Origin of the sequence: Azospirillum sp. TSH58, assembly GCF_003119115.1 — a bacterium.
Classification (GTDB): Bacteria; Pseudomonadota; Alphaproteobacteria; order Azospirillales; family Azospirillaceae; genus Azospirillum.
The window spans coordinates 2489303-2508889 of the sequence record NZ_CP022364.1 but is presented as its reverse complement, the minus strand read 5'-3'; the positions used below and the strand labels follow the sequence as shown (position 1 = coordinate 2508889).

At 65.4% G+C, this 19587-nt stretch carries 27 protein-coding genes; all 27 read right to left on the bottom strand.

All coding sequences use genetic code 11. From position 1 onward, the window contains the following. Positions 1-94: 94 nt before the first annotated feature. The 27 genes from rplO to rpoC all read right to left on the bottom strand — a co-directional run bounded on the left by rplO (position 95) and on the right by rpoC (position 19492). Positions 95-580, bottom strand: coding sequence for a 50S ribosomal protein L15 (gene rplO / locus TSH58p_RS15385; protein WP_014241021.1), 486 nt, complete (start codon positions 578-580; stop codon positions 95-97). A gap of 4 nt (positions 581-584) precedes the next feature. Further along, a complete protein-coding gene (rpmD, locus tag TSH58p_RS15380; RefSeq protein ID WP_014241022.1) occupies positions 585-776 on the bottom strand; it encodes a 50S ribosomal protein L30 in 192 nt (63 codons plus the stop codon). A gap of 2 nt (positions 777-778) precedes the next feature. After that, a complete protein-coding gene (rpsE, locus tag TSH58p_RS15375) occupies positions 779-1360 on the bottom strand; it encodes a 30S ribosomal protein S5 (protein WP_035675037.1) in 582 nt (193 codons plus the stop codon). Positions 1361-1372: 12 nt separating this feature from the next. Next, positions 1373-1735 (bottom strand): 50S ribosomal protein L18, encoded by a 363-nt coding sequence (rplR, locus tag TSH58p_RS15370; RefSeq protein ID WP_014241024.1) that lies wholly within the window; start codon positions 1733-1735, stop codon positions 1373-1375. Positions 1736-1743: 8 nt separating this feature from the next. Continuing rightward, positions 1744-2277 carry a 50S ribosomal protein L6 gene (rplF, locus tag TSH58p_RS15365; RefSeq protein WP_014241025.1) on the bottom strand — a complete coding sequence of 178 codons (534 nt, stop codon included), beginning with the start codon at positions 2275-2277 and terminating at the stop codon, positions 1744-1746. Positions 2278-2290: 13 nt separating this feature from the next. Then, complete coding sequence (gene rpsH, locus TSH58p_RS15360) at positions 2291-2689, bottom strand: 30S ribosomal protein S8 (RefSeq protein ID WP_035675041.1); 399 nt, start codon at positions 2687-2689, stop codon at positions 2291-2293. Positions 2690-2702: 13 nt separating this feature from the next. Continuing rightward, complete coding sequence (gene rpsN / locus TSH58p_RS15355; RefSeq protein ID WP_038526805.1) at positions 2703-3008, bottom strand: 30S ribosomal protein S14; 306 nt, start codon at positions 3006-3008, stop codon at positions 2703-2705. A gap of 19 nt (positions 3009-3027) precedes the next feature. Continuing rightward, positions 3028-3570, bottom strand: coding sequence for a 50S ribosomal protein L5 (gene rplE / locus TSH58p_RS15350; RefSeq protein ID WP_094303024.1), 543 nt, complete (start codon positions 3568-3570; stop codon positions 3028-3030). A gap of 11 nt (positions 3571-3581) precedes the next feature. Further along, positions 3582-3902 (bottom strand): 50S ribosomal protein L24, encoded by a 321-nt coding sequence (gene rplX / locus TSH58p_RS15345; protein WP_109070628.1) that lies wholly within the window; start codon positions 3900-3902, stop codon positions 3582-3584. Continuing rightward, positions 3899-4267 carry a 50S ribosomal protein L14 gene (rplN, locus tag TSH58p_RS15340; protein WP_012973215.1) on the bottom strand — a complete coding sequence of 123 codons (369 nt, stop codon included), beginning with the start codon at positions 4265-4267 and terminating at the stop codon, positions 3899-3901. The genes rplX and rplN overlap by 4 nt, the downstream gene beginning before the upstream one ends. A 17-nt stretch (positions 4268-4284) precedes the next feature. Beyond that, the gene (rpsQ, locus tag TSH58p_RS15335) at positions 4285-4539 is read right to left on the bottom strand and encodes a 30S ribosomal protein S17 (protein WP_014241029.1); all 255 of its coding nucleotides are present in this window, start codon (positions 4537-4539) and stop codon (positions 4285-4287) included. Positions 4540-4551: 12 nt separating this feature from the next. Next, positions 4552-4758, bottom strand: coding sequence for a 50S ribosomal protein L29 (gene rpmC, locus TSH58p_RS15330; RefSeq protein ID WP_109070629.1), 207 nt, complete (start codon positions 4756-4758; stop codon positions 4552-4554). Further along, complete coding sequence (rplP, locus tag TSH58p_RS15325; protein WP_014241031.1) at positions 4755-5186, bottom strand: 50S ribosomal protein L16; 432 nt, start codon at positions 5184-5186, stop codon at positions 4755-4757. The genes rpmC and rplP overlap by 4 nt, the downstream gene beginning before the upstream one ends. Before the next feature lie 15 nt (positions 5187-5201). After that, positions 5202-5978, bottom strand: coding sequence for a 30S ribosomal protein S3 (gene rpsC / locus TSH58p_RS15320; protein WP_014241032.1), 777 nt, complete (start codon positions 5976-5978; stop codon positions 5202-5204). Position 5979: 1 nt separating this feature from the next. Continuing rightward, positions 5980-6375, bottom strand: a complete 396-nt coding sequence (gene rplV / locus TSH58p_RS15315) for a 50S ribosomal protein L22 (RefSeq protein WP_035675046.1) — start codon at positions 6373-6375, stop codon at positions 5980-5982. Positions 6376-6378: 3 nt separating this feature from the next. Next, the gene (gene rpsS, locus TSH58p_RS15310; protein ID WP_014241034.1) at positions 6379-6657 is read right to left on the bottom strand and encodes a 30S ribosomal protein S19; all 279 of its coding nucleotides are present in this window, start codon (positions 6655-6657) and stop codon (positions 6379-6381) included. 12 nt (positions 6658-6669) lie between these two features. Then, positions 6670-7497: a 50S ribosomal protein L2 gene (rplB, locus tag TSH58p_RS15305; RefSeq protein ID WP_094303028.1), complete on the bottom strand. Its 828-nt coding sequence runs from the start codon at positions 7495-7497 to the stop codon at positions 6670-6672. Positions 7498-7513: 16 nt separating this feature from the next. Then, positions 7514-7831: a 50S ribosomal protein L23 gene (locus tag TSH58p_RS15300; protein WP_035675048.1), complete on the bottom strand. Its 318-nt coding sequence runs from the start codon at positions 7829-7831 to the stop codon at positions 7514-7516. Beyond that, on the bottom strand, positions 7828-8448 hold the full coding sequence (gene rplD, locus TSH58p_RS15295; protein WP_109070639.1) for a 50S ribosomal protein L4: 621 nt from the start codon (positions 8446-8448) through the stop codon (positions 7828-7830). The genes TSH58p_RS15300 and rplD overlap by 4 nt, the downstream gene beginning before the upstream one ends. A gap of 5 nt (positions 8449-8453) precedes the next feature. Next, a complete protein-coding gene (rplC, locus tag TSH58p_RS15290; protein WP_109070630.1) occupies positions 8454-9164 on the bottom strand; it encodes a 50S ribosomal protein L3 in 711 nt (236 codons plus the stop codon). Between the two features lie 60 nt (positions 9165-9224). Then, the gene (gene rpsJ, locus TSH58p_RS15285) at positions 9225-9533 is read right to left on the bottom strand and encodes a 30S ribosomal protein S10 (protein ID WP_014241039.1); all 309 of its coding nucleotides are present in this window, start codon (positions 9531-9533) and stop codon (positions 9225-9227) included. A gap of 456 nt (positions 9534-9989) precedes the next feature. Then, entirely contained in the window at positions 9990-11180 is a 1191-nt protein-coding gene (tuf, locus tag TSH58p_RS15280) for an elongation factor Tu (protein ID WP_014241041.1), read from the bottom strand. 37 nt (positions 11181-11217) lie between these two features. Then, on the bottom strand, positions 11218-13296 hold the full coding sequence (gene fusA / locus TSH58p_RS15275) for an elongation factor G (protein WP_109469265.1): 2079 nt from the start codon (positions 13294-13296) through the stop codon (positions 11218-11220). 26 nt (positions 13297-13322) lie between these two features. Beyond that, positions 13323-13793, bottom strand: a complete 471-nt coding sequence (gene rpsG, locus TSH58p_RS15270) for a 30S ribosomal protein S7 (protein ID WP_014241043.1) — start codon at positions 13791-13793, stop codon at positions 13323-13325. A 12-nt stretch (positions 13794-13805) separates the two neighbouring features. Further along, entirely contained in the window at positions 13806-14177 is a 372-nt protein-coding gene (rpsL, locus tag TSH58p_RS15265; RefSeq protein ID WP_012973201.1) for a 30S ribosomal protein S12, read from the bottom strand. Positions 14178-14497: 320 nt separating this feature from the next. Beyond that, the gene (locus TSH58p_RS15260; RefSeq protein WP_109469264.1) at positions 14498-15211 is read right to left on the bottom strand and encodes a DJ-1/PfpI family protein; all 714 of its coding nucleotides are present in this window, start codon (positions 15209-15211) and stop codon (positions 14498-14500) included. A gap of 111 nt (positions 15212-15322) precedes the next feature. Beyond that, entirely contained in the window at positions 15323-19492 is a 4170-nt protein-coding gene (rpoC, locus tag TSH58p_RS15255; RefSeq protein WP_109469263.1) for a DNA-directed RNA polymerase subunit beta', read from the bottom strand. Positions 19493-19587: the final 95 nt, after the last annotated feature.

Genomic DNA, 19587 nt, shown 5'->3' with positions numbered 1-19587 from the left:
ACGAACGGGGCGGTCCTGCAGGATGCAGGCCGCCCCTCGCAACTTCGCTTCATTTAGTGCCGGAAGGTGCCCGCGCGCAAGCGCGGGCTTCCGATCACTCGGCGGCTTCGGCGGCGGACGCGGTCAGCGTGACGCTGCCACCCGCCTTCTCGACCGCTTCCACAGCCGACTTGGAGGCGCCGGCCACGGTGAAGCTGGCCTTCGTCGTCAGGGCGCCCTTGCCCAGCAGACGGATGCCGTCCTTCTTCACCTTGCCGGTGACGCCCGCCGCTTCCAGAGCCACCGCATCGATGGTCTGGCTGGCGTCGAGCTTGCCGGCGTCGATGAACTTCTGGACCAGGCCCAGGTTCACGACCGAGTATTCCTTCGCGAAGATGTTGCGGAAACCGCGCTTCGGAAGGCGGCGGTGAAGGGGCATCTGGCCGCCTTCAAAGCCGTTGATGGCCACGCCGGTGCGCGAGGTCTGACCCTTGACGCCACGGCCGCCGGTCTTGCCCTTGCCCGAACCGATACCGCGGCCGACGCGCATGCGCTCCTTACGGGCACCGGGGTTGTCCCGGAGATCGTTCAGCTTCGTCATGGGTTCAGCCCTCGTTCTCGACGCGGACCAGGTGCGCGACCTTGGCGATCATGCCCCGCACGGCCGGAGTGTCCTCCAGCTCGCGGGTCCGGTGCAGCTTGTTGAGACCCAGACCGACCAGCGTCTCGCGCTGGTCGTGCTTACGACCGATCGGGCTGCCGGTCTGGGTGACGATGACGGTCTTCTTCTCGGCCATGATCAAGCCTCCTGCGCACCGGCGGCGCCGGTTTCACGCTTGCCGAGGATGTCGCTCACGCGACGGCCGCGGCGGGCGGCGACGCTGCGCGGGCTGGAAACCTGCGACAGCGCGTCGAAGGTCGCCTTGATCATGTTGTGCGGGTTGGAGGTGCCGATGGACTTCGTCACCACATCCTGCACACCCAGGGCCTCGAAGATCGCGCGCATCGGACCGCCGGCGATGATGCCGGTACCGGCCGGAGCGGTGCGCAGCACGACCTTGCCGGCACCGAAGTGACCGTTGGAGTCGTGGTGCAGCGTGCGGCCTTCGCGGAGCGGAACGCGGATCATGCCGCGCTTCGCCTGGTCGGTCGCCTTGCGGATCGCCTCCGGCACCTCACGGGCCTTGCCCGATCCGACGCCGACGCGGCCCTTGCCGTCACCGACAACCACCAGGGCGGCGAAGCCGAAGCGACGGCCACCCTTCACAACCTTGGCGACGCGGTTGATGCCGACGAGCTTTTCGATCAGCTCGCTCTCTTCCCGGTCGCGATCGCGCGGCTGCCGATCACGGTCGCTCCGCTCGCCTCTTTCACGTGCCATTTCGGAGCCTCCTTAGAACGACAGCCCGCCCTCGCGGGCGGCGTCAGCCAGGGCCTTGACCCGGCCGTGGTAAATGTAGCCACCACGGTCGAACACGACCTCGGTGACGCCCGCCGCCTTGGCGCGCTCGGCGATGAGCGCACCGATCTTCTGGGCGGCTTCGACGTTCCCACCGTGCTTGAGCTGCTCGCGCAGCTCTTTTTCCACGGACGACGCCGAGGCGACCGTGCGGCCGTTCTCGTCGTCGATGATCTGGGCGTAGATGTGCAGATTGGACCGGAAAACCGAGAGGCGAGCCCGCCCGCCGGCCTTCTTGGCAATCTGCGCGCGCACGCGCTGCTTGCGGCGCTCGTGGAGTTGCTTTGGCTTGAGCATGGCGGACCTTACTTCTTCTTGCCTTCCTTGCGGATGAGCGTCTCGGTCTCGTACTTGATGCCCTTGCCCTTATAGGGCTCCGGCTTCTTCCAACCGCGGATCTCCGCGGCGACTTGACCGACCTTCTGCTTGTCGAAGCCCGACACCGAGATCGCGGTGGGCTTGTCACACTTGATGGTGATGCCCTCCGGGATCGGGTACTTGACGTCGTGCGAGTAGCCGAGCTGCATGACCAGCTCCTTGCCCTGCACGGCGGCACGGTAACCGACGCCGTTGATCTCGAGGTTGATGGTGAAGCCCTGGTTGACGCCCGTGACCATGTTGTTGATCAGGGTGCGCGAGGTTGCCCACATGACGCGGGCGCGCTTGCTGTCGTTCGCCGGGGCGACCACGACCTTGCCGTCTTCCAGCTTGGCCGTGATGTCGTCGATGAGGGTCAGGCTGAGCGAACCCAGCTTGCCCTTGGCCGACACCTGCTGGCCGTTGACGGAAACGTCAACACCAGCCGGAACCGGCACGGGATGCTTTCCAATGCGCGACATCGAAGGGTCCCCCTTAGAACACGCGGCAGAGGACTTCACCGCCGACGTTGGCGGCGCGGGCCTCATTGTCCGACATCACGCCGCGCGGCGTGGAGAGGATCGCGATGCCGAGGCCGTTGAAGACGCGGGGCAGATCGGTGATCTTCGAATAAACGCGGCGGCCGGGCTTCGACACGCGGGCGATCTGCTTAATCACAGGCTCGCCTTCGTGATACTTCAGCTCGATCTTCAGGTTCTTGATGCCGGGGCGCAGCTCCTCCTCGGAGTAGCCGCGGATGTAACCCTCGCGCTTGAGAACCTCAAGCACGTTGCTGCGCAGCTTCGACGCCGGGCTCTGCACAACAGACATGCGGGCGTGCTGACCGTTGCGGATGCGGGTCAGCATATCGCCGAGCGGATCGCTCAAAGACATTTTCCGACCCTCCTTACCAGCTCGACTTCACCATCCCCGGGATCTGGCCGGTCGAGGCCAGTTCACGGAGGGTGACGCGGGACAGCTTGAACTTGCGATAGAACGCCCGCGGACGGCCGGTCATTTCGCAGCGGTTGCGGATGCGCACCTTCGACGAGTTGCGCGGCAGCTCAGCCAGCTTGAGGCGGGCGGCGAACTGCTCTTCCGGCGGGAGGGAACGGTCGGAAGCGATGGCCTTCAGGCGGGCACGCTTGTTGGCGAACTGCTTCACCAGCTTGGTGCGACGCTTGTTCTTCTCGATGGCACTGGTCTTAGCCATGGGGTCGTGCTCCAGCCAATCAGGCCACAAACGGCATGTCGAAGGCCTTCAGGAGAGCCTTGGCCTCCTTGTCGGTCTTCGCCGAGGTGACGAAAATGATGTCCATGCCGCGGATCTGATCGATCTTGTCGTAGTCGATCTCCGGGAAAATGATCTGCTCCTTCACGCCCATGGCATAGTTGCCACGGCCGTCGAAGCTGTTGCCGGGGATGCCGCGGAAGTCGCGGACACGCGGCAACGCGATCGTGACCAGGCGATCCAGGAACTCGTACATGCGGTCACGACGGAGCGTGACCTTGCACCCGATCGCCATGCCCTCACGCAGCTTGAACTGCGCGATCGACTTGCGGGACTTCGTGACGATCGGCTTCTGGCCGCTGATCGCCGTCAGTTCGCTCACCGCATTCTGGATCTTCTTGGAGTCGCCGACGGCCTCGCCGACACCCATGTTGATGACGATCTTCTCGATCCGCGGAACTTCCATGTCGTTCGCGTAGCCGAACTCAGCCTTGAGCGCGGCGCGGATCTTGGAGTCGTACACTTCCTTCAAACGTGCAGCCATTGGTCCGGTCCTCACACGTCGATGACTTCGCCGGACCGCTTGGCGACACGCACCTTGCGGCCATCCTCAAGGATCTTGAAACCGACGCGAGTCGGCTTGCCGTCCTTGGGGTCGACATGAGCAACATTCGAGACGTTGATCGGCGCCTCGAACTCAACGATGCCGCCCTGCGAGGTGGCGCTCGGACGCTGGTGCTTCTTCACCACGTTCACGCCCTGCACGACGACACGGTTTTCCGCCGGGATGACCTTGAGGACCTCACCGGTCTTGCCCTTGTCCTTGCCGGCAAGGATGACGACCTTGTCCTTGGTCTTGATCTTCGCGGCCATCACAGCACCTCCGGCGCCAGCGAGATGATCTTCATGAACTTCTTGCCGCGAAGCTCACGAGTGACCGGCCCGAAGATACGCGTGCCGATCGGCTCGCCCTGCTTGTTGATCAGCACGGCGGCATTGCGGTCGAAACGGATCGCGGATCCGTCCTCCCGGCGCAGTTCCTTCGCGGTGCGGACGATGACGGCGCGATGCACGTCGCCCTTCTTGACGCGGCCCTTCGGAATGGCCTCCTTGACCGAGACGACGATGACGTCGCCGACGGTGGCCACCTTCCGCTTGGACCCGCCAAGCACCTTGATGCACTGCACCCGGCGCGCCCCGCTATTGTCGGCGACTTCCAGGTTGGTTTGCATCTGGATCATGGTTTGTACCCTTCCGTTTACGCGGCGCCGCTAACGGCGGCGGACTCAAGCACGACCGTCCAGCGCTTGCGCTTGGAGATCGGGCGGCATTCGATGATCGAAACGGTATCGCCGACCTTGAACTGGTTGCCCTCATCGTGGGCGGCGTACTTCTTCGACTGACGAATGAACTTCTTGTACACGGGGTGCATGACGCGGCGCTCGACCAGGACGATAACCGTCTTGTCGCCCTTGTCGCTGACCACCGTGCCCTGCAGAACGCGGCGAGGCATAGGTAGCCCTCCTTACTTGCCGGCTTCGGCCGAGCGCGTACGCTCGCCGAGGATCGTCTTGATGCGCGCGATGTCGCGACGCACCACCTGCACCCGCGCGGTATTCTCCAGCTGGCCGGAGGCCCGCTGGAAACGCAGGTTGAACTGTTCCTTCTTGAGCTGGAGGAGCTGATCGTTCAGCTCCTCGGTGCTCTTCGCACGAACGTCGACGGGCTTCATGCCGCCACCTCCTCACCGCCGCCGAGGCGGGTCACCAGCTTGGTCTTGATCGGCAGCTTGGCGGCCGCCAGGGCGAACGCCTGCTTTGCCACATCCGCGGGCACGCCGTCCAGCTCAAACAGGATGCGGCCGGGATGAACGCGGGCCGCCCAGTACTCGGGCGTGCCCTTACCGGAACCCATGCGGACTTCGGCGGGCTTGGTGGAGACCGGCAGGTCGGGGAACACGCGGATCCACACGCGGCCCTGACGCTTCATAGCGCGGGTGATCGCGCGGCGGGCCGCCTCGATCTGACGGGCCGTGATGCGCTCCGGCTCCAGGGCCTTGAGGCCGAAGGAGCCGAAGTTCAGCTGGGTGCCGCCCTTCGCGTTGCCGTGGATGCGGCCCTTGTGGGCCTTGCGGTACTTGGTACGCTTCGGAGAAAGCATCGCTCGTGCCCCTTACTAGCGGTCAGCCCGCTCGGAGCGGTCACGGTCGCCGCGACCGCGGCCCCCACGCTCCTCACGGTCACCACGCTCGCGACGCTCGCGACGCGGCTCGCCATCGGTCGACACCGGTTCGGTGCCCATGCGCTTGTCCTGGGCCATCGGGTCGTGCGCCATGATCTCGCCCTTGAAGACCCACACCTTGACACCGCAGGTGCCGTAGGTGGTCTTCGCGGTCGCGGTGCCGTAGTCGATGTCCGCACGCAGGGTGTGCAGCGGAACGCGGCCCTCGCGGTACCACTCCAGACGGGCGATCTCAGCGCCGCCGAGACGACCGGAGCAGTTGATCCGGATGCCCTGGGCGCCCAGACGCATGGCCGACTGGACCGCGCGCTTCATGGCGCGGCGGAAGGCGACACGGCGCTCGAGCTGGTTGGAGATGTTCTCGGCGATGAGCTTGGCATCGATCTCCGGCTTGCGGATCTCGATGATGTTCAGGCTCACCTCGCCGCCGGCCATCTTCGACAGCTCGGTGCGCAGCTTCTCGATGTCCGCGCCCTTCTTGCCGATCACCACGCCCGGACGGGCCGAGTGGATGGTGACGCGGGCCTTCTTGGCCGGACGCTCGATGATGACGCGCGAGCAGCCGGCCTGCTGCAGGCGACCCTGCAGATAGCCGCGCAGCTTCAGGTCCTGGTGCAGCAGGTTGGCGTAGTCGCGCTTGGCGAACCAACGGCTGTCCCAGGTCCGGTTGATGCCGAGGCGCAGCCCGATCGGATTGACTTTCTGACCCATCTTACTCGGCCCCTTCGGCAGCGGCGGCTTCGCGCTCACGCACGATGATCGTCAGGTTGGAGAACAGCTTCTCGACCCGCGCGCCGCGGCCACGGGCACGGGCGTGGAAGCGCTTCATCACCAGGGCGCGGCCGACCGTCGCCGAGGAGACGTACAGGCGGTCCACATCGAGCTGATGGTTGTTCTCGGCGTTGGCGATCGCGGCCTGGAGGACCTTCTTCACCTCGCCGGCGATGCGGCGCTTGGAGAAGGTCAGCTCGGCCACGGCGCTGCTGGCATCCTTGTTCCGGATGAGCTGGGCGACGAGGTTCAGCTTGCGCGGGCTGGTGCGGATCATCGGATTGGAGGCGATCGCCTCGTTCTCCGCGATACGGCTGGGGTTGGAGGGCTTGCCCATGGCTTACTTCCTCTTCGCCTTCTTGTCCGCCGCGTGCCCGTAGAAGGTGCGCGTCGGAGCGAACTCACCGAACTTGTGGCCGATCATGTTCTCGGTCACCAGAACCGGCAGGAACTTGTGGCCATTGTACACGCCGAACGTGAGACCCACGAACTGCGGCAGGATCGTCGAGCGACGCGACCAGATCTTGATGATCTCGTTGCGGCCCGAGGCCCGCGACTTGTCCGCCTTCTTGAGCAGGTAGCCGTCGACGAACGGGCCCTTCCAAACGGAGCGTGCCATCGTCCGCCCTCCTTACTTCGAATGACGGCGGCGCAGGATCAGGCCATCCGTCTTCTTGTTGTGACGAGTCTTCTTGCCCTTGGTCGGCTTGCCCCACGGCGTGACCGGATGACGGCCACCCGAGGTGCGGCCTTCACCACCACCGTGCGGGTGGTCGATCGGGTTCATGGCGACACCACGGACGGACGGACGGATGCCCAGCCAACGGCTGCGACCGGCCTTGCCCTTGTTGGTGTTCATGTTGTCCGGGTTCGACACGGCACCCAGGGTGGCCATGCAGTCGCCGCGGACCACGCGAAGCTCGCCCGAGGGCAGCTTCAGCTGGGCGTACCCGCCGTCGCGGCCGACCAGCTGCAGGTAGGTGCCGGCCGAACGGGCCAGCTGACCACCCTTGCCGGGCTTCAGCTCGACGTTGTGCAGCACCGAACCGACCGGGATGTTCTTCAGCGGCATGGCGTTGCCGGGCTTCACATCCACCTTCTCGCCGGCGATCACCGTGTCGCCCACCTTCAGGCGCTGCGGCGCCAGGATGTAGGACAGGGTGCCGTCCTCATACTTGATGAGGGCGATGAAGGCCGTACGGTTCGGATCGTACTCCAGGCGCTCAACCGTCGCCGGGACGTCGAACTTGCGACGCTTGAAGTCCACCAAACGGTAGACGCGCTTGTGACCGCCACCCATCCGGCGCGCGGTGATGCGGCCGGTGTTGTTGCGGCCGCCGGACTTGGTCAGGCCCTCGGTGAGGGTCTTGACCGGCTTGCCCTTCCACAGCTCCGAGCGGTCGACGATGACCAGCTGGCGGAGCGACGGCGTAATTGGGCGATATTGCTTCAGAGCCATCGGATCACACTCCCGCTCAGATGCCCGTGGTCACGTCGATCTTGTTCCCCTCGGCGAGGGTCACGACGGCCTTCTTGAAGTCCGAGCGACGGCCGATGGTCCCGCGGAAGCGCTTGGTCTTGCCCTTGGTAACCAGGGTGTTGACCGCCGTCACCTTCACGTTGAACAGCCCCTCGACAGCCGACTTGATCTCCGGCTTGGTCGCCGACAGCGGCACGCGGAACGTCACCTGATTGTGCTCCGACGCCATCGTCGACTTCTCGGTGATCACCGGAGCCAGGATGAGGTCGTACATCCGCTCCTGGCTCACCGCAGGTTTCGACTGCTTGCTCATTTCAGGCGAGCCTCCAGCTGCTCGACCGCGTTGCGGGTCAGGACCAGCGTATCGCGGCGAAGAATGTCGTAGACGTTGGCGCCCTGCTCCGGCAGCACGTCGATCAGCGGGATGTTGCGCGACGCCCGAGCGAAGTTCTCGTTCAGGTTAGCGCCATCGATGATCAGAGCCGAGGTCAGGCCGAGCGAAGCGAGACGGACAGCCAGTTCCTTGGTCTTGTGCGTCTCGGCCGAAGCGGCGTCGAGCACCAGGAGCTTGCCTTCCGCGGCCTTGGTGGACAGCGCGGTCTTCAGGGCCAGCTTGCGGACCTTCTTGGTCAGATCGTGCTCGTGCGAGCGGACGACCGGGCCGAAGATGGTCGCGCCGCCACGGAACTGGGCGGAGCGCATGGAGCCCTGACGGGCGCGGCCGGTGCCCTTCTGGCGGTACGGCTTCTTGCCGGTGCCGGAGATCTCGCTGACCGTCTTGGTCTTGTGCGTACCGGCGCGGCGCTTGGCCAGCTGCCAGTTGACCATGCGGGCCAGGATGTCCGTGCGGGACGGAAGGCCGAAGACCTCGTCGGCCAGCTCGATCTCGCCGACGGTCTCGTTGTTCAGGTTCTTAATGGTCGCCTTCATGGCCATCACTCCTGCGGCTCGGCGGCGGCTTCAGCGGCCGGCGCAGCCTTGATCCCGGCGGGGAACGGCAGACCTTCCGGAGCCTTCTTCTTCACCGCGTCGCGGATGCGGAGCCAAGCTCCCTCGGCGCCCGGAACGGCACCCTTGAGGAAGATCAGACCGCGGTCCTCATCGACCGACACGACCTTCAGGTTCAGAACCGTGACCTTCTCGTCGCCGAGATGACCGGCCATCTTCTTGTTCTTGAAGACCTTGCCGGGGTCCTGGCGGTTACCCGTCGAACCGTGCGAGCGGTGCGACACCGACACGCCGTGCGTCGCGCGCAGACCACCGAAGTTCCAGCGCTTCATCGGACCGGCGAAGCCCTTACCGATGGAAGTGCCGGTGACGTCGACGAACTGGCCCGGGACGAAATGCGCAGCCGAGAGCTCGGCGCCGACCTCGATCAGCGCGTCGGCGTCGACGCGGAACTCGACCAGCTTGCGCTTGGGCTCGACGCGCGCCTTGGCGAAATGCCCGCGCTGCGGCTTCGTGACGTTCTTCACCTTGATGGCGCCTGCGCCGAGCTGGACGGCGGTGTAGCCATCCTTGTCCTCGGTGCGAACGGCGACGACCTGGCAGCTGTCGACTTTCAGCACAGTCACCGGCACGTGCTGCCCATCGTCCGTGAAGACGCGGGTCATGCCGACTTTCTGCGCGATCAAACCGGATCGCATTGTTCTTTATCTCCTAACCAGGGACATCCTCAGAGGGAGAGGTCCCTCAACAGCAACGAATTAGAGCTTGATCTCGACGTCCACACCGGCAGCGAGGTCGAGCTTCATCAGCGCGTCCACCGTCTGCGGCGTCGGATCGACGATGTCGAGCAGACGCTTGTGGGTGCGGATTTCGAACTGCTCGCGCGACTTCTTGTCGACGTGCGGCGAGCGGTTCACCGTAAACTTCTCGATCTGCGTCGGCAGCGGGATCGGGCCCCGCACCCGAGCACCGGTCCGCTTGGCGGTGTTGACGATCTCGCTGGTCGACTGGTCGAGCACGCGATGATCGAACGCCTTCAAGCGGATGCGGATGTTCTGGCTGTCCATGTCCAAACGTCCCTTGCACCTCGTTTCGGTGACGCGACTGCGCCACCGGCACCCCAAAATCTGTCCCCCGGGGACCCGCGGCGGCAGGCGAACCTGCGCCGGCTCACCGAAGCGGTGGGCGGCGGTTCGTCTGTCCGATCTGACGGCCGATACGAAAAGGAACATCCCCCGCATCGCAATGCGGATGGATGTTCCTGGCAGCAACCGGTGCAAGTGGAGCTTGCGGTGCCGTTCGTGATCGGGCTGCGTCTAGGCCGGACGTGCCTACTACCAACCCAAATTCCAGAGGGAGTAACGTGTATGCCCTAGGCGCCCCGGTGTCAACCCACATTTTCCCCCCTGTGACAGGAGGGTGACGGGTTTGCACCGGTTCGGCGCGTCACGCCGCATTTTCGCGGATCGGCTATGCAAAAGGGGGCCGGCCCGAAGGCCGACCCCCTTCCGCGGAGCGCGATCTTACTTGATGATCGAGGCGACGACGCCGGCGCCGACGGTCCGGCCACCCTCGCGGATGGCGAAGCGCAGGCCCTCGTCCATGGCGATCGGAGCGATCAGCTCGACTTCCATGGAGATGTTGTCGCCCGGCATCACCATCTCGGTGCCTTCCGGCAGCTTCACCATGCCCGTCACGTCGGTCGTGCGGAAATAGAACTGCGGACGGTAGTTGGTGAAGAACGGCGTGTGACGGCCACCCTCTTCCTTCGTCAGGATGTAGGCCTCGGCCTTGAAGGTGGTGTGCGGCGTGATGCTGCCCGGCTTGGCCAGAACCTGGCCGCGCTCGACGTCCTCACGCTTCGTGCCGCGCAGCAGCGCGCCGATGTTGTCGCCAGCCTCACCCGAGTCGAGCAGCTTGCGGAACATCTCGACGCCGGTCACCGTGGTCTTCACGGTGGTCTTCAGACCGACGATCTCGACTTCCTCGCCGACCTTGACGATGCCACGCTCGACGCGGCCGGTCACCACGGTGCCGCGGCCCGAGATCGAGAACACGTCCTCGATCGGCATCAGGAACGGACGGTCCTTCGGACGCTCCGGCTGCGGGATGTACTGATCGACCTCGGCCATCAGCTTGAGGATGGCGTCACGGCCGATCTCCGGCGAACGGTCCTCCAGCGCGCACAGAGCCGAGCCCTTGACGATCGGAATGTCGTCGCCCGGGAACTGGTAGGAGGACAGCAGCTCGCGCACCTCCATCTCGACCAGCTCGAGCAGCTCCGGATCGTCGACCATGTCGACCTTGTTCATGAACACCACCAGCGCCGGCACGCCGACCTGGCGGGCCAGCAGGATGTGCTCGCGGGTCTGCGGCATCGGGCCGTCGGCGGCCGACACGACCAGGATCGCGCCGTCCATCTGAGCGGCGCCCGTGATCATGTTCTTCACGTAGTCGGCGTGGCCCGGGCAATCGACGTGGGCGTAGTGGCGGTTGGTCGTCTCGTACTCGACGTGGGCGGTCGAGATCGTGATGCCACGGGCCTTCTCTTCCGGCGCCTTGTCGATCTGGTCGTAGGCGGTGAAGGTCGCGCCGCCGCTCTCGGCCAGCACCTTCGTGATCGCCGCCGTCAGCGACGTCTTGCCGTGGTCGACGTGGCCGATCGTGCCGATGTTGCAGTGCGGCTTGTTCCGCTCGAACTTTGCCTTCGCCATGGTGTGTGCTCTCCGTCTCTTTGTCGTTCCAGCGGTTTCAGGCCATCCTGGCGCGGATGGTCTCCGCAATGGTCTGCGGCACCGGCTCGTGGTGGTCGAACTGCATCGTGTATTGCGCGCGCCCCTGGCTCATCGAGCGCAGGGTGTTCACATAGCCGAACATCGACGCCAACGGAACCATCGCCAGGATCGAGCGGGCGTTCCCCCTCTGGTCCATGGCGGTGATCTGGCCGCGGCGGCTGTTCAGGTCCCCGATGATGTCGCCCATGTAGTCTTCGGGCGTCACCACCTCAACCCTCATGATCGGCTCCAGAAGCATCGGGCCGGCCTTCTGCATGCCCTCGCGGAAGGCCGCACGGGTCGCGATCTCGAAGGCGAGCACCGAGGAATCGACGTCGTGGAAGGCGCCGTCGACCAGCGTCACCTTGAGGTCGATAACCGGGAAGCCGGCGACCACGCCGCTGTGCAGCGAGGCGTCCAGCCCCTTCTGCACCCCTGGAATGAACTCCTTGGGCACGGCCCCGCCGACGACCTTGTTCTGGAAGACGAAGCCGCTGCCGGCGGGCTGCGGCTCGAAGACCAGCTTGACCCGGGCGAACTGGCCGGTGCCCCCGGTCTGCTTCTTGTGGGTGTAGTCGATCTCGGCGGTCCTGGTGATGGTCTCGCGGTACGCCACCTGCGGCGCGCCGACGTTCGCATCCACCTTGAACTCCCGCTTCATGCGGTCGACGATGATTTCCAGATGCAGTTCGCCCATGCCCTTGATGATCGTCTGACCGCTTTCATGGTCGACGGCCACGCGGAAGGACGGGTCCTCCTGGGCGAGGCGGGACAGCGCCATGCTCATCTTTTCCTGGTCGGCCTTGGATCTCGGCTCGACGGCCACCTCGATGACCGGTTCCGGAAACTCCATCCGTTCCAGGACGATGGGCTTGGCGGGATCGCACAGCGTGTCGCCGGTGGTCGTGCTCTTCAGCGCGGTGAAGGCGACGATGTCGCCGGCGTAGGCCTCGTCGATCTCCTCTCGGCTGTTGGCGTGCATCAGCAGCATGCGGCCGATGCGCTCCTTCTCGTCCTTGCCGGGATTCAGCACGGCGGTGCCGGAGGCGACGGTGCCGGAATAGACGCGCACGAAGGTCAGCGACCCGACGAAGGGGTCGTTCATGATCTTGAAGGCGAGCGCGGAGAAGGGAGCAGCGTCGTCCGGTGCGCGCTCGTCCGTCTCGGGGCTGCCGATGCGGTGTCCCCTGACCGCCCCGACGTCCACGGGGGCCGGCAGATAGTCCACCACGGCGTCCAGCATCGGCTGGATGCCCTTGTTCTTGAAGGCCGAACCGCAGAGGACCGGCACGAAGCGCAGGCCGATGGTGCCCTTGCGGATGCAGGCCTTGAGCGTCTCCTCGGACGGTTCCTGTCCGGACTCGAGATAGGCCTCCATGGCCGCGTCGTCGAGTTCCAGAACGGCGTCGAGCAGCGCCTGGCGATGATGCGCCGCGGCGTCCTTCAGAGCGTCGGGAATGTCGGTGTGATAGAATTCAGCGCCCAGCGTCTCTTCCTTCCAGACGATGGCGCGCATGGCGACCAGATCGACGACGCCGACGAAGCCAGCCTCGGACCCGATCGGAAGCTGGAGAACGAGCGGGAAGGCTCCCAGCCGTTCCTTCATCATGGCGACGCAGCGGAAGAAGTCCGCGCCGGTGCGATCCAGCTTGTTGACGAAACACATGCGGGGCACGCCGTACTTGTCGGCCTGCCGCCACACGGTTTCGGACTGAGGCTCCACACCCGCGACGGAATCGAACACCGCAACCGCACCGTCGAGCACGCGCAGGCTGCGTTCGACTTCGATCGTGAAGTCGACGTGGCCCGGCGTGTCGATGATGTTGATGCGGTGATCGCGCCAGAAGCAGGTCGTGGCCGCGGAGGTGATGGTGATGCCCCGTTCCTGTTCCTGTTCCATCCAATCCATCACCGCGGTGCCCTCGTGCACCTCGCCGATTTTGTACGACTTTCCAGTGTAGTACAAAATCCGTTCGGTGGTCGTGGTCTTCCCGGCATCGATGTGAGCCATGATGCCGATGTTGCGGTAACGGTTCAGGGGATGGGAACGGGGCATGACAAGCACCTGGGCCGGTGGGTGCCTTACCAGCGGTAGTGCGAGAAGGCCTTGTTGGCTTCCGCCATACGATGGGTGTCTTCGCGCTTCTTCACGGCGGTGCCACGCTGGTTGGCGGCATCCAGCAGCTCACCCGACAGACGCTCGGTCATGGTGTTTTCCGAGCGGGCGCGGGCGGCGCCGATGAGCCAACGGATGGCCAGGGCCTGGGCGCGATCCGTGCGGACCTCGACCGGAACCTGATAGGTGGCGCCACCGACGCGACGCGAGCGCACTTCGAGGTGCGGCTTCACGTTCAGCAGGGCGTCGTGGAAGACCTGAACCGGCTCGTTCTTGGTCTTGGCCTCGATGCGGCTGAGGGCGCCGTAGACGATGCGCTCGGCGGCGGACTTCTTGCCGTCCAGCATCAGGCAGTTCATGAACTTGGTCAGGACGCGGTCGCCATACTTGGCGTCCGGCAGGACCTCACGCTTCTCGGCGCGACGACGACGGGACATCGTGAATACTCCTTACTTCGGACGCTTCGCGCCGTACTTCGAACGACGCTGCTTACGGTCCTTCACGCCCTGGGTATCGAGCGTGCCGCGGATGATGTGGTAGCGAACGCCGGGAAGATCCTTCACACGGCCGCCGCGGATCATAACCACCGAGTGTTCCTGGAGGTTATGGCCTTCACCGGGGATGTAGGAGGTCACTTCGAAGCCGTTCGTCAGGCGAACGCGGGCGACCTTACGCAGAGCCGAGTTCGGCTTCTTCGGCGTGGTCGTGTAGACGCGGGTGCAGACGCCACGCTTCTGCGGGCACGCCTCCATCGCGGGAACCTTATTGCGCGCGGCCAAGGGCTCGCGCGGCTTACGGATCAACTGGTTGATCGTCGGCATATCTGCCCTTCATCCCTTCAGGTCACTCGGCCGGCGGAGCCGGACCGATTGGAAAGTCGCCCGGCGTTAACCGGACGATGCAAAAGCCCGCCTGCGAAGCCTGAAGGGCTTCGAGCGGGCCCAATGGTCGAACGCCGTCGGAACGGTCCGCAAGGACCCTGTCGTTCGGCTATGTCGCTTGGGTTCAGCCGGATGCCGGGCGGGATGGACGAAAGACCTTCCCGAGGCTCCTTTTGAAGTTCGCGGACTATATGGGTCCGCCATGGACCCGTCAAGCGCGCAGATGACCGTTCGTCACGCGCTTCGACGAGGTTTTCGCGTCAGCCGGCCCGGCCGGACCGACGGCGTTGCAAAGCGTTCGCACCCGCCGCCACCGCGGCCGCCCGCGCCTCCAGCATCGGACGCATCCGGGCGAGGAGATCGGCCGTCTCCCGCTCGCCCGCCCGCTCCGGAGATCCCGCATCGAAGGGCGGCTGCGGGTCGTACTCGATGGACAGCTGGACGAGCTTCGCGGCCGTCTCGTCGATCAGCTCGCCGACGATCCGCAACGCCACGTCGATTCCCGCGGTCACGCCGCCGCCGGTGAACAGGGTTCCGTCCACCACCACGCGCTCGGCCACCGGAGTCGCACCGAAGGCCGAAAGAAAGTCGCGGGAGGCCCAATGCGTGCCCGCCCGCTTCCCGTCCAGCAAGCCGGCGGCTCCCAGAACCAGCGATCCGGTGCAGATCCCGGCGAGGTAGCGGGTGCTGGACGCCCGCTCCTCCAGGAAGTCCAGGACCTCCTCGTCGGTCAGCAGCGCGTTGATACCGCCACCGCCCGGCACCAGGATCAGGTCGAGCGGCGGCGCCTCTGCCAGGGTGACGGTGGGAAGGATGGTCAGGCCGGTGTCGGAGCGCACCGGATCGAGCGTCTTCCACAGCAGATGGACCCGGGCGCCGGGCACCCGGGCCAGCACCTCGTAGGGGCCGGTCAGATCGAGCTGGGTGACGTTGGGGAACAGCAGCAGGCCGAAGCTGAGCGCTTTCTCGGTCATCTCGGACGCTCCGATGCGTGGAGTGAACGATCCTAACCGCATCGGGCGGAATGAGAAAGGGGCGCGTCCCCTGCGGAACGCGCCCCCTTCCCTACCCTATGCGCCGAAGCCTCAGGCCGCGGTGCTTTCGCCCGGATGCGGCAGGGCCGGAGCCTCGCCTTCCACGCCCTCGCCCTCCGCCAGAGCGCGATCCCGCTCGGCGGCGATCTGCTTCAGGCGGTTGACGACGGAGCCCGTGCCCGCCGGGATCAGGCGGCCGACGATGACGTTCTCCTTCAGGCCTTCCAGGTTGTCGGTCTTGCCCGACACCGCCGCCTCGGTGAGGACGCGGGTGGTTTCCTGGAACGACGCGGCGGAGATGAAGGACCGGGTCTGCAGCGACGCCTTGGTGATGCCCTGCAGGACCGGGTGGCCGGCGGCCGGCTTCAGCCCCTCGGCGACGGTCTTCTCGTTCTCCTCGTCGAACTCCTGACGGTCGACCTGCTCGCCCACCAGGAATGTGGTCTCGCCGGCGTCGGTGATCTCGACCTTCTGCAGCATCTGGCGGACGATCACCTCGATGTGCTTGTCGTTGATCTTCACGCCCTGCAGTCGATAGACGTCCTGGATCTCGTTGATCAGGTAGTTGGCCAGAGCCTCCACACCCATCACCGACAGGATGTCGTGCGGCACCGGGTTGCCGTCCATCAGCAGGTCGCCGCGCTCGACATAGTCACCCTCCTGCACGGAGATGTGCTTGCCCTTCGGGATCAGATACTCGCGCTCGTCCCCCGTCTCGTCGTTGCGGACGACGATGCGGCGCTTGGTCTTGTAGTCCTTGCCGAACTCCACGCGGCCGTCGAGGTCCGAGATGATCGCGAAGTCCTTCGGACGGCGCGCCTCGAACAGCTCGGCCACGCGCGGCAGACCGCCCGTGATGTCGCGGGTCTTGGACGACTCGCGCGGGATACGCGCCAGCACGTCGCCGGCCCGGACATGGGCGCCGTTCTCGACCGAGAGGATGGCGTCCACCGACATGAAGTAGCGGGCCTCCAGACCGTTGGCGAGCGTGATGATCTCGCCCCGCTCGTCACGCAGCGTGATGCGCGGCTTCAGATCCGCACCGCGCGGCTGCTGGCGCCAGTCCACCACGACCTTGGACGAGATGCCGGTCGCCTCGTCCATCACCTCGCGCATGGAGATGCCTTCCACGAGGTCGACGTAGTGGGCGGTACCCTCGCGCTCGGTGATGATCGGCAGGGTGTAGGGGTCCCACTCGGCCAGCTTCTGGCCGCGCTCGACCTTCACGCCCTCGTCGGCCAGCAGCTTCGCGCCGTACGGAACGCGGTGACGCGCCCGCTCGCGGCCCTGGTCGTCGAGCAGGATCACCTCGGTGCTGCGGCCCATGACCACCGGGATGTTGGAGGAGTTGATGACAACGTTGCGGTTGTTGATCCGCACCGTGGCATCGAACGCCGCCTCCACCTGGCTCTGCTCCGCACCGCGCTGCGCAGCACCACCGATGTGGAACGTGCGCATGGTGAGCTGCGTGCCCGGTTCGCCGATCGACTGGGCGGCGATGACGCCGACCGCCTCGCCGACGTTGACCAGCGTGCCGCGGGCCAGATCGCGGCCGTAGCACTTGGCGCAGACGCCATCCTTGGTCTCGCAGGTCAGGACCGAGCGGATCATGACGCTGTCGATGCCCGAGCGCTCGATCCGGTCAACCGTGGCCTCGTCGATCAGGCCGGCGTTCGGCACGATCAGCTCGCCGTTCAGCGGGTCGATCAGGTCGCCGACGACGGTGCGGCCGAGGATGCGGTCGCCCAGCGGGGAGATGACCTCGCCGCCGTCGATCACCGCCTTGACGGTGATGCCCTTGAGAGTGCCGCAATCGGTCTCGACGATGATGGCGTCCTGGGCCACGTCGACGAGACGACGGGTCAGGTAACCGGAGTTCGCCGTCTTCAAGGCGGTGTCGGCCAGACCCTTGCGGGCGCCGTGGGTGGAGTTGAAGTACTCCAGCACGGTCAGGCCTTCCTTGAAGTTCGAGATGATCGGCGTCTCGATGATCTCGCCCGACGGCTTGGCCATCAGGCCGCGCATGCCCGCCAGCTGGCGGATCTGGGCGGCCGAACCGCGGGCGCCGGAATGGGCCATCATGTAGACCGAGTTGACCGGCTTGCCGGGGGCGGTGTCGGAGATGACCTTCATCATCTCCGTCGCCACCTTCTCGGTGCATTCCGACCAGACGTCGACGACCTTGTTGTACTTCTCGCCCTGGGTGATCAGACCGTCGAGATACTGCTGCTCGAACTCCTTCACCCTCTCCTTGCTGTCGTTGACCAGCTTCTTCTTCGCCTCGGGGATGACCATGTCATCCTTGCCGAAGGAGATGCCGGCGCGGCAGGCGTGGCCGAAGCCGAGCTTCATCAGGCGGTCGGCGAAGATCACCGTCTCCTTCTGACCGCAATGGCGGTAGACGGCGTCGATGACGTTGCCGACGTCCTTCTTGGTCAGCAGGCGGTTGATCAGCGAGAAGGGCACCGCCGGGTTGCGCGGCAGGATCTCGGACAGCAGCATGCGGCCCGGAGTCGTCTCCACGATGGAGATCTTCTCGTCGCCGTTCTCGTCCACACCCTTGTAGCGGGCCTTCACCTTGGCGTGCAGCGTCACGACCTTGGCGTCCAGCGCCTGCTCGATCTCGCCGACGTTGGCGAAGGTCATGCCCTCGCCCACCTCGCCCGGCCGGTCCATCGTGATGTAGTAGAGACCCAGCACGATGTCCTGCGACGGCACGATGATCGGCTTGCCGTTGGCGGGCGACAGGATGTTGTTGGTCGACATCATCAGGACGCGCGCTTCCAGCTGGGCCTCGAGGCTCAGCGGGACGTGCACGGCCATCTGGTCGCCGTCGAAGTCCGCGTTGAAGGCGGTGCAGACCAGCGGGTGGAGCTGGATCGCCTTGCCTTCGATCAGCGTCGGCTCGAAGGCCTGGATGCCCAGGCGGTGCAGCGTCGGCGCGCGGTTCAGCATCACCGGATGCTCGCGGATGACCTCCTCAAGGATGTCCCACACCTCGGGACGCTCCTTCTCGACCATCCGCTTGGCGGCCTTGATGGTGGAGGCGAGGCCGTACAGCTCCAGCTTCGCGTAGATGAAGGGCTTGAACAGCTCCAGCGCCATCTTCTTCGGCAGGCCGCACTGGTGCAGCTTCAGCTCCGGACCGACCACGATGACCGAACGGCCCGAGTAGTCGACGCGCTTGCCGAGGAGGTTCTGGCGGAAGCGGCCCTGCTTGCCCTTCAGCATGTCGGACAGCGACTTCAGCGGACGCTTGTTGGCGCCGGTGATGACGCGGCCGCGGCGGCCGTTGTCGAACAGCGCGTCGACGGCCTCCTGCAGCATGCGCTTCTCGTTGCGGACGATGATGTCCGGCGCCTTCAGCTCGATCAGCCGCTTCAGACGGTTGTTGCGGTTGATGACGCGGCGGTACAGGTCGTTCAGGTCGGACGTGGCGAAGCGGCCGCCGTCCAGCGGGACGAGCGGGCGCAGCTCCGGCGGGATCACCGGAATCACTTCCAGGATCATCCATTCCGGACGCGACTGCGACGACAGGAAGGCGTCGATCAGCTTCAGGCGCTTCACGAGCTTCTTGCGCTTGGCCTCGGACGAGGTGTCCCGCAGCTCCTCGCGGCAGGTCTTCTTCTCCTCCTCCATGTCGAGCGCCGACAGCATGATGCGCAGCGCTTCGGCACCGATGGAGGCGGTGAAGGCGTCCTCGCCATACTCGTCCTGGGCGGAGACGAACTCTTCCTCGCTGAGAAGCTGGTGCAGCTTCAGCGGGGTCAGGCCCGGCTCGATGACGACGTAGTTTTCGAAATAGAGGATGCGCTCCAAATCCTTCAGCGTCATGTCGAGCAGCAGACCGATGCGGCTCGGCAGGGACTTCAGGAACCAGATGTGAGCGACCGGCGAAGCCAGCTCGATGTGGCCCATGCGCTCGCGCCGGACCTTCGACAGCGTCACCTCGACGCCGCACTTCTCGCAGATGATGCCGCGGTACTTCATGCGCTTGTACTTGCCGCACAAGCACTCGTAGTCCTTGATCGGGCCGAAGATGCGGGCGCAGAACAGGCCGTCGCGCTCAGGCTTGAAAGTGCGATAGTTGATGGTTTCCGGCTTCTTGATCTCGCCGAACGACCAGGACCGGATCCGCTCGGGGCTCGCGATCTGAATGCGGATCTGATCGAAGCTCTGGGGACCCTGGACCTGGCCGAAAATGTTCATCAACTCGTTCATGACCGTCTCCCGCTGGCAGCGCCGCGTTGTCGGTTAAGGGCAGTTCCCGCCGGAAGGGGCCAACATGGCCCCTCCTCTGGCGGGTTCAAGTCTCT

Bases quoted from the DNA above. Each gene is read 5' to 3' on its own strand.
- rplO (WP_014241021.1), bottom strand. From the start codon at position 580: ATGACGAAGCTGAACGATCTCCGGGACAACCCCGGTGCCCGTAAGGAG.
- rpmD (WP_014241022.1), bottom strand. From the start codon at position 776: ATGGCCGAGAAGAAGACCGTCATCGTCACCCAGACCGGCAGCCCGATC.
- rpsE (WP_035675037.1), bottom strand. From the start codon at position 1,360: ATGGCACGTGAAAGAGGCGAGCGGAGCGACCGTGATCGGCAGCCGCGC.
- rplR (WP_014241024.1), bottom strand. From the start codon at position 1,735: ATGCTCAAGCCAAAGCAACTCCACGAGCGCCGCAAGCAGCGCGTGCGC.
- rplF (WP_014241025.1), bottom strand. From the start codon at position 2,277: ATGTCGCGCATTGGAAAGCATCCCGTGCCGGTTCCGGCTGGTGTTGAC.
- rpsH (WP_035675041.1), bottom strand. From the start codon at position 2,689: ATGTCTTTGAGCGATCCGCTCGGCGATATGCTGACCCGCATCCGCAAC.
- rpsN (WP_038526805.1), bottom strand. From the start codon at position 3,008: ATGGCTAAGACCAGTGCCATCGAGAAGAACAAGCGTCGCACCAAGCTG.
- rplE (WP_094303024.1), bottom strand. From the start codon at position 3,570: ATGGCTGCACGTTTGAAGGAAGTGTACGACTCCAAGATCCGCGCCGCG.
- rplN (WP_012973215.1), bottom strand. From the start codon at position 4,267: ATGATCCAGATGCAAACCAACCTGGAAGTCGCCGACAATAGCGGGGCG.
- rpsQ (WP_014241029.1), bottom strand. From the start codon at position 4,539: ATGCCTCGCCGCGTTCTGCAGGGCACGGTGGTCAGCGACAAGGGCGAC.
- rpmC (WP_109070629.1), bottom strand. From the start codon at position 4,758: ATGAAGCCCGTCGACGTTCGTGCGAAGAGCACCGAGGAGCTGAACGAT.
- rplP (WP_014241031.1), bottom strand. From the start codon at position 5,186: ATGCTTTCTCCGAAGCGTACCAAGTACCGCAAGGCCCACAAGGGCCGC.
- rpsC (WP_014241032.1), bottom strand. From the start codon at position 5,978: ATGGGTCAGAAAGTCAATCCGATCGGGCTGCGCCTCGGCATCAACCGG.
- rplV (WP_035675046.1), bottom strand. From the start codon at position 6,375: ATGGGCAAGCCCTCCAACCCCAGCCGTATCGCGGAGAACGAGGCGATC.
- rpsS (WP_014241034.1), bottom strand. From the start codon at position 6,657: ATGGCACGCTCCGTTTGGAAGGGCCCGTTCGTCGACGGCTACCTGCTC.
- rplB (WP_094303028.1), bottom strand. From the start codon at position 7,497: ATGGCTCTGAAGCAATATCGCCCAATTACGCCGTCGCTCCGCCAGCTG.
- TSH58p_RS15300 (WP_035675048.1), bottom strand. From the start codon at position 7,831: ATGAGCAAGCAGTCGAAACCTGCGGTGAGCCAGGAGCGGATGTACGAC.
- rplD (WP_109070639.1), bottom strand. From the start codon at position 8,448: ATGAAGGCGACCATTAAGAACCTGAACAACGAGACCGTCGGCGAGATC.
- rplC (WP_109070630.1), bottom strand. From the start codon at position 9,164: ATGCGATCCGGTTTGATCGCGCAGAAAGTCGGCATGACCCGCGTCTTC.
- rpsJ (WP_014241039.1), bottom strand. From the start codon at position 9,533: ATGGACAGCCAGAACATCCGCATCCGCTTGAAGGCGTTCGATCATCGC.
- tuf (WP_014241041.1), bottom strand. From the start codon at position 11,180: ATGGCGAAGGCAAAGTTCGAGCGGAACAAGCCGCACTGCAACATCGGC.
- fusA (WP_109469265.1), bottom strand. From the start codon at position 13,296: ATGCCCCGTTCCCATCCCCTGAACCGTTACCGCAACATCGGCATCATG.
- rpsG (WP_014241043.1), bottom strand. From the start codon at position 13,793: ATGTCCCGTCGTCGTCGCGCCGAGAAGCGTGAGGTCCTGCCGGACGCC.
- rpsL (WP_012973201.1), bottom strand. From the start codon at position 14,177: ATGCCGACGATCAACCAGTTGATCCGTAAGCCGCGCGAGCCCTTGGCC.
- TSH58p_RS15260 (WP_109469264.1), bottom strand. From the start codon at position 15,211: ATGACCGAGAAAGCGCTCAGCTTCGGCCTGCTGCTGTTCCCCAACGTC.
- rpoC (WP_109469263.1), bottom strand. From the start codon at position 19,492: ATGAACGAGTTGATGAACATTTTCGGCCAGGTCCAGGGTCCCCAGAGC.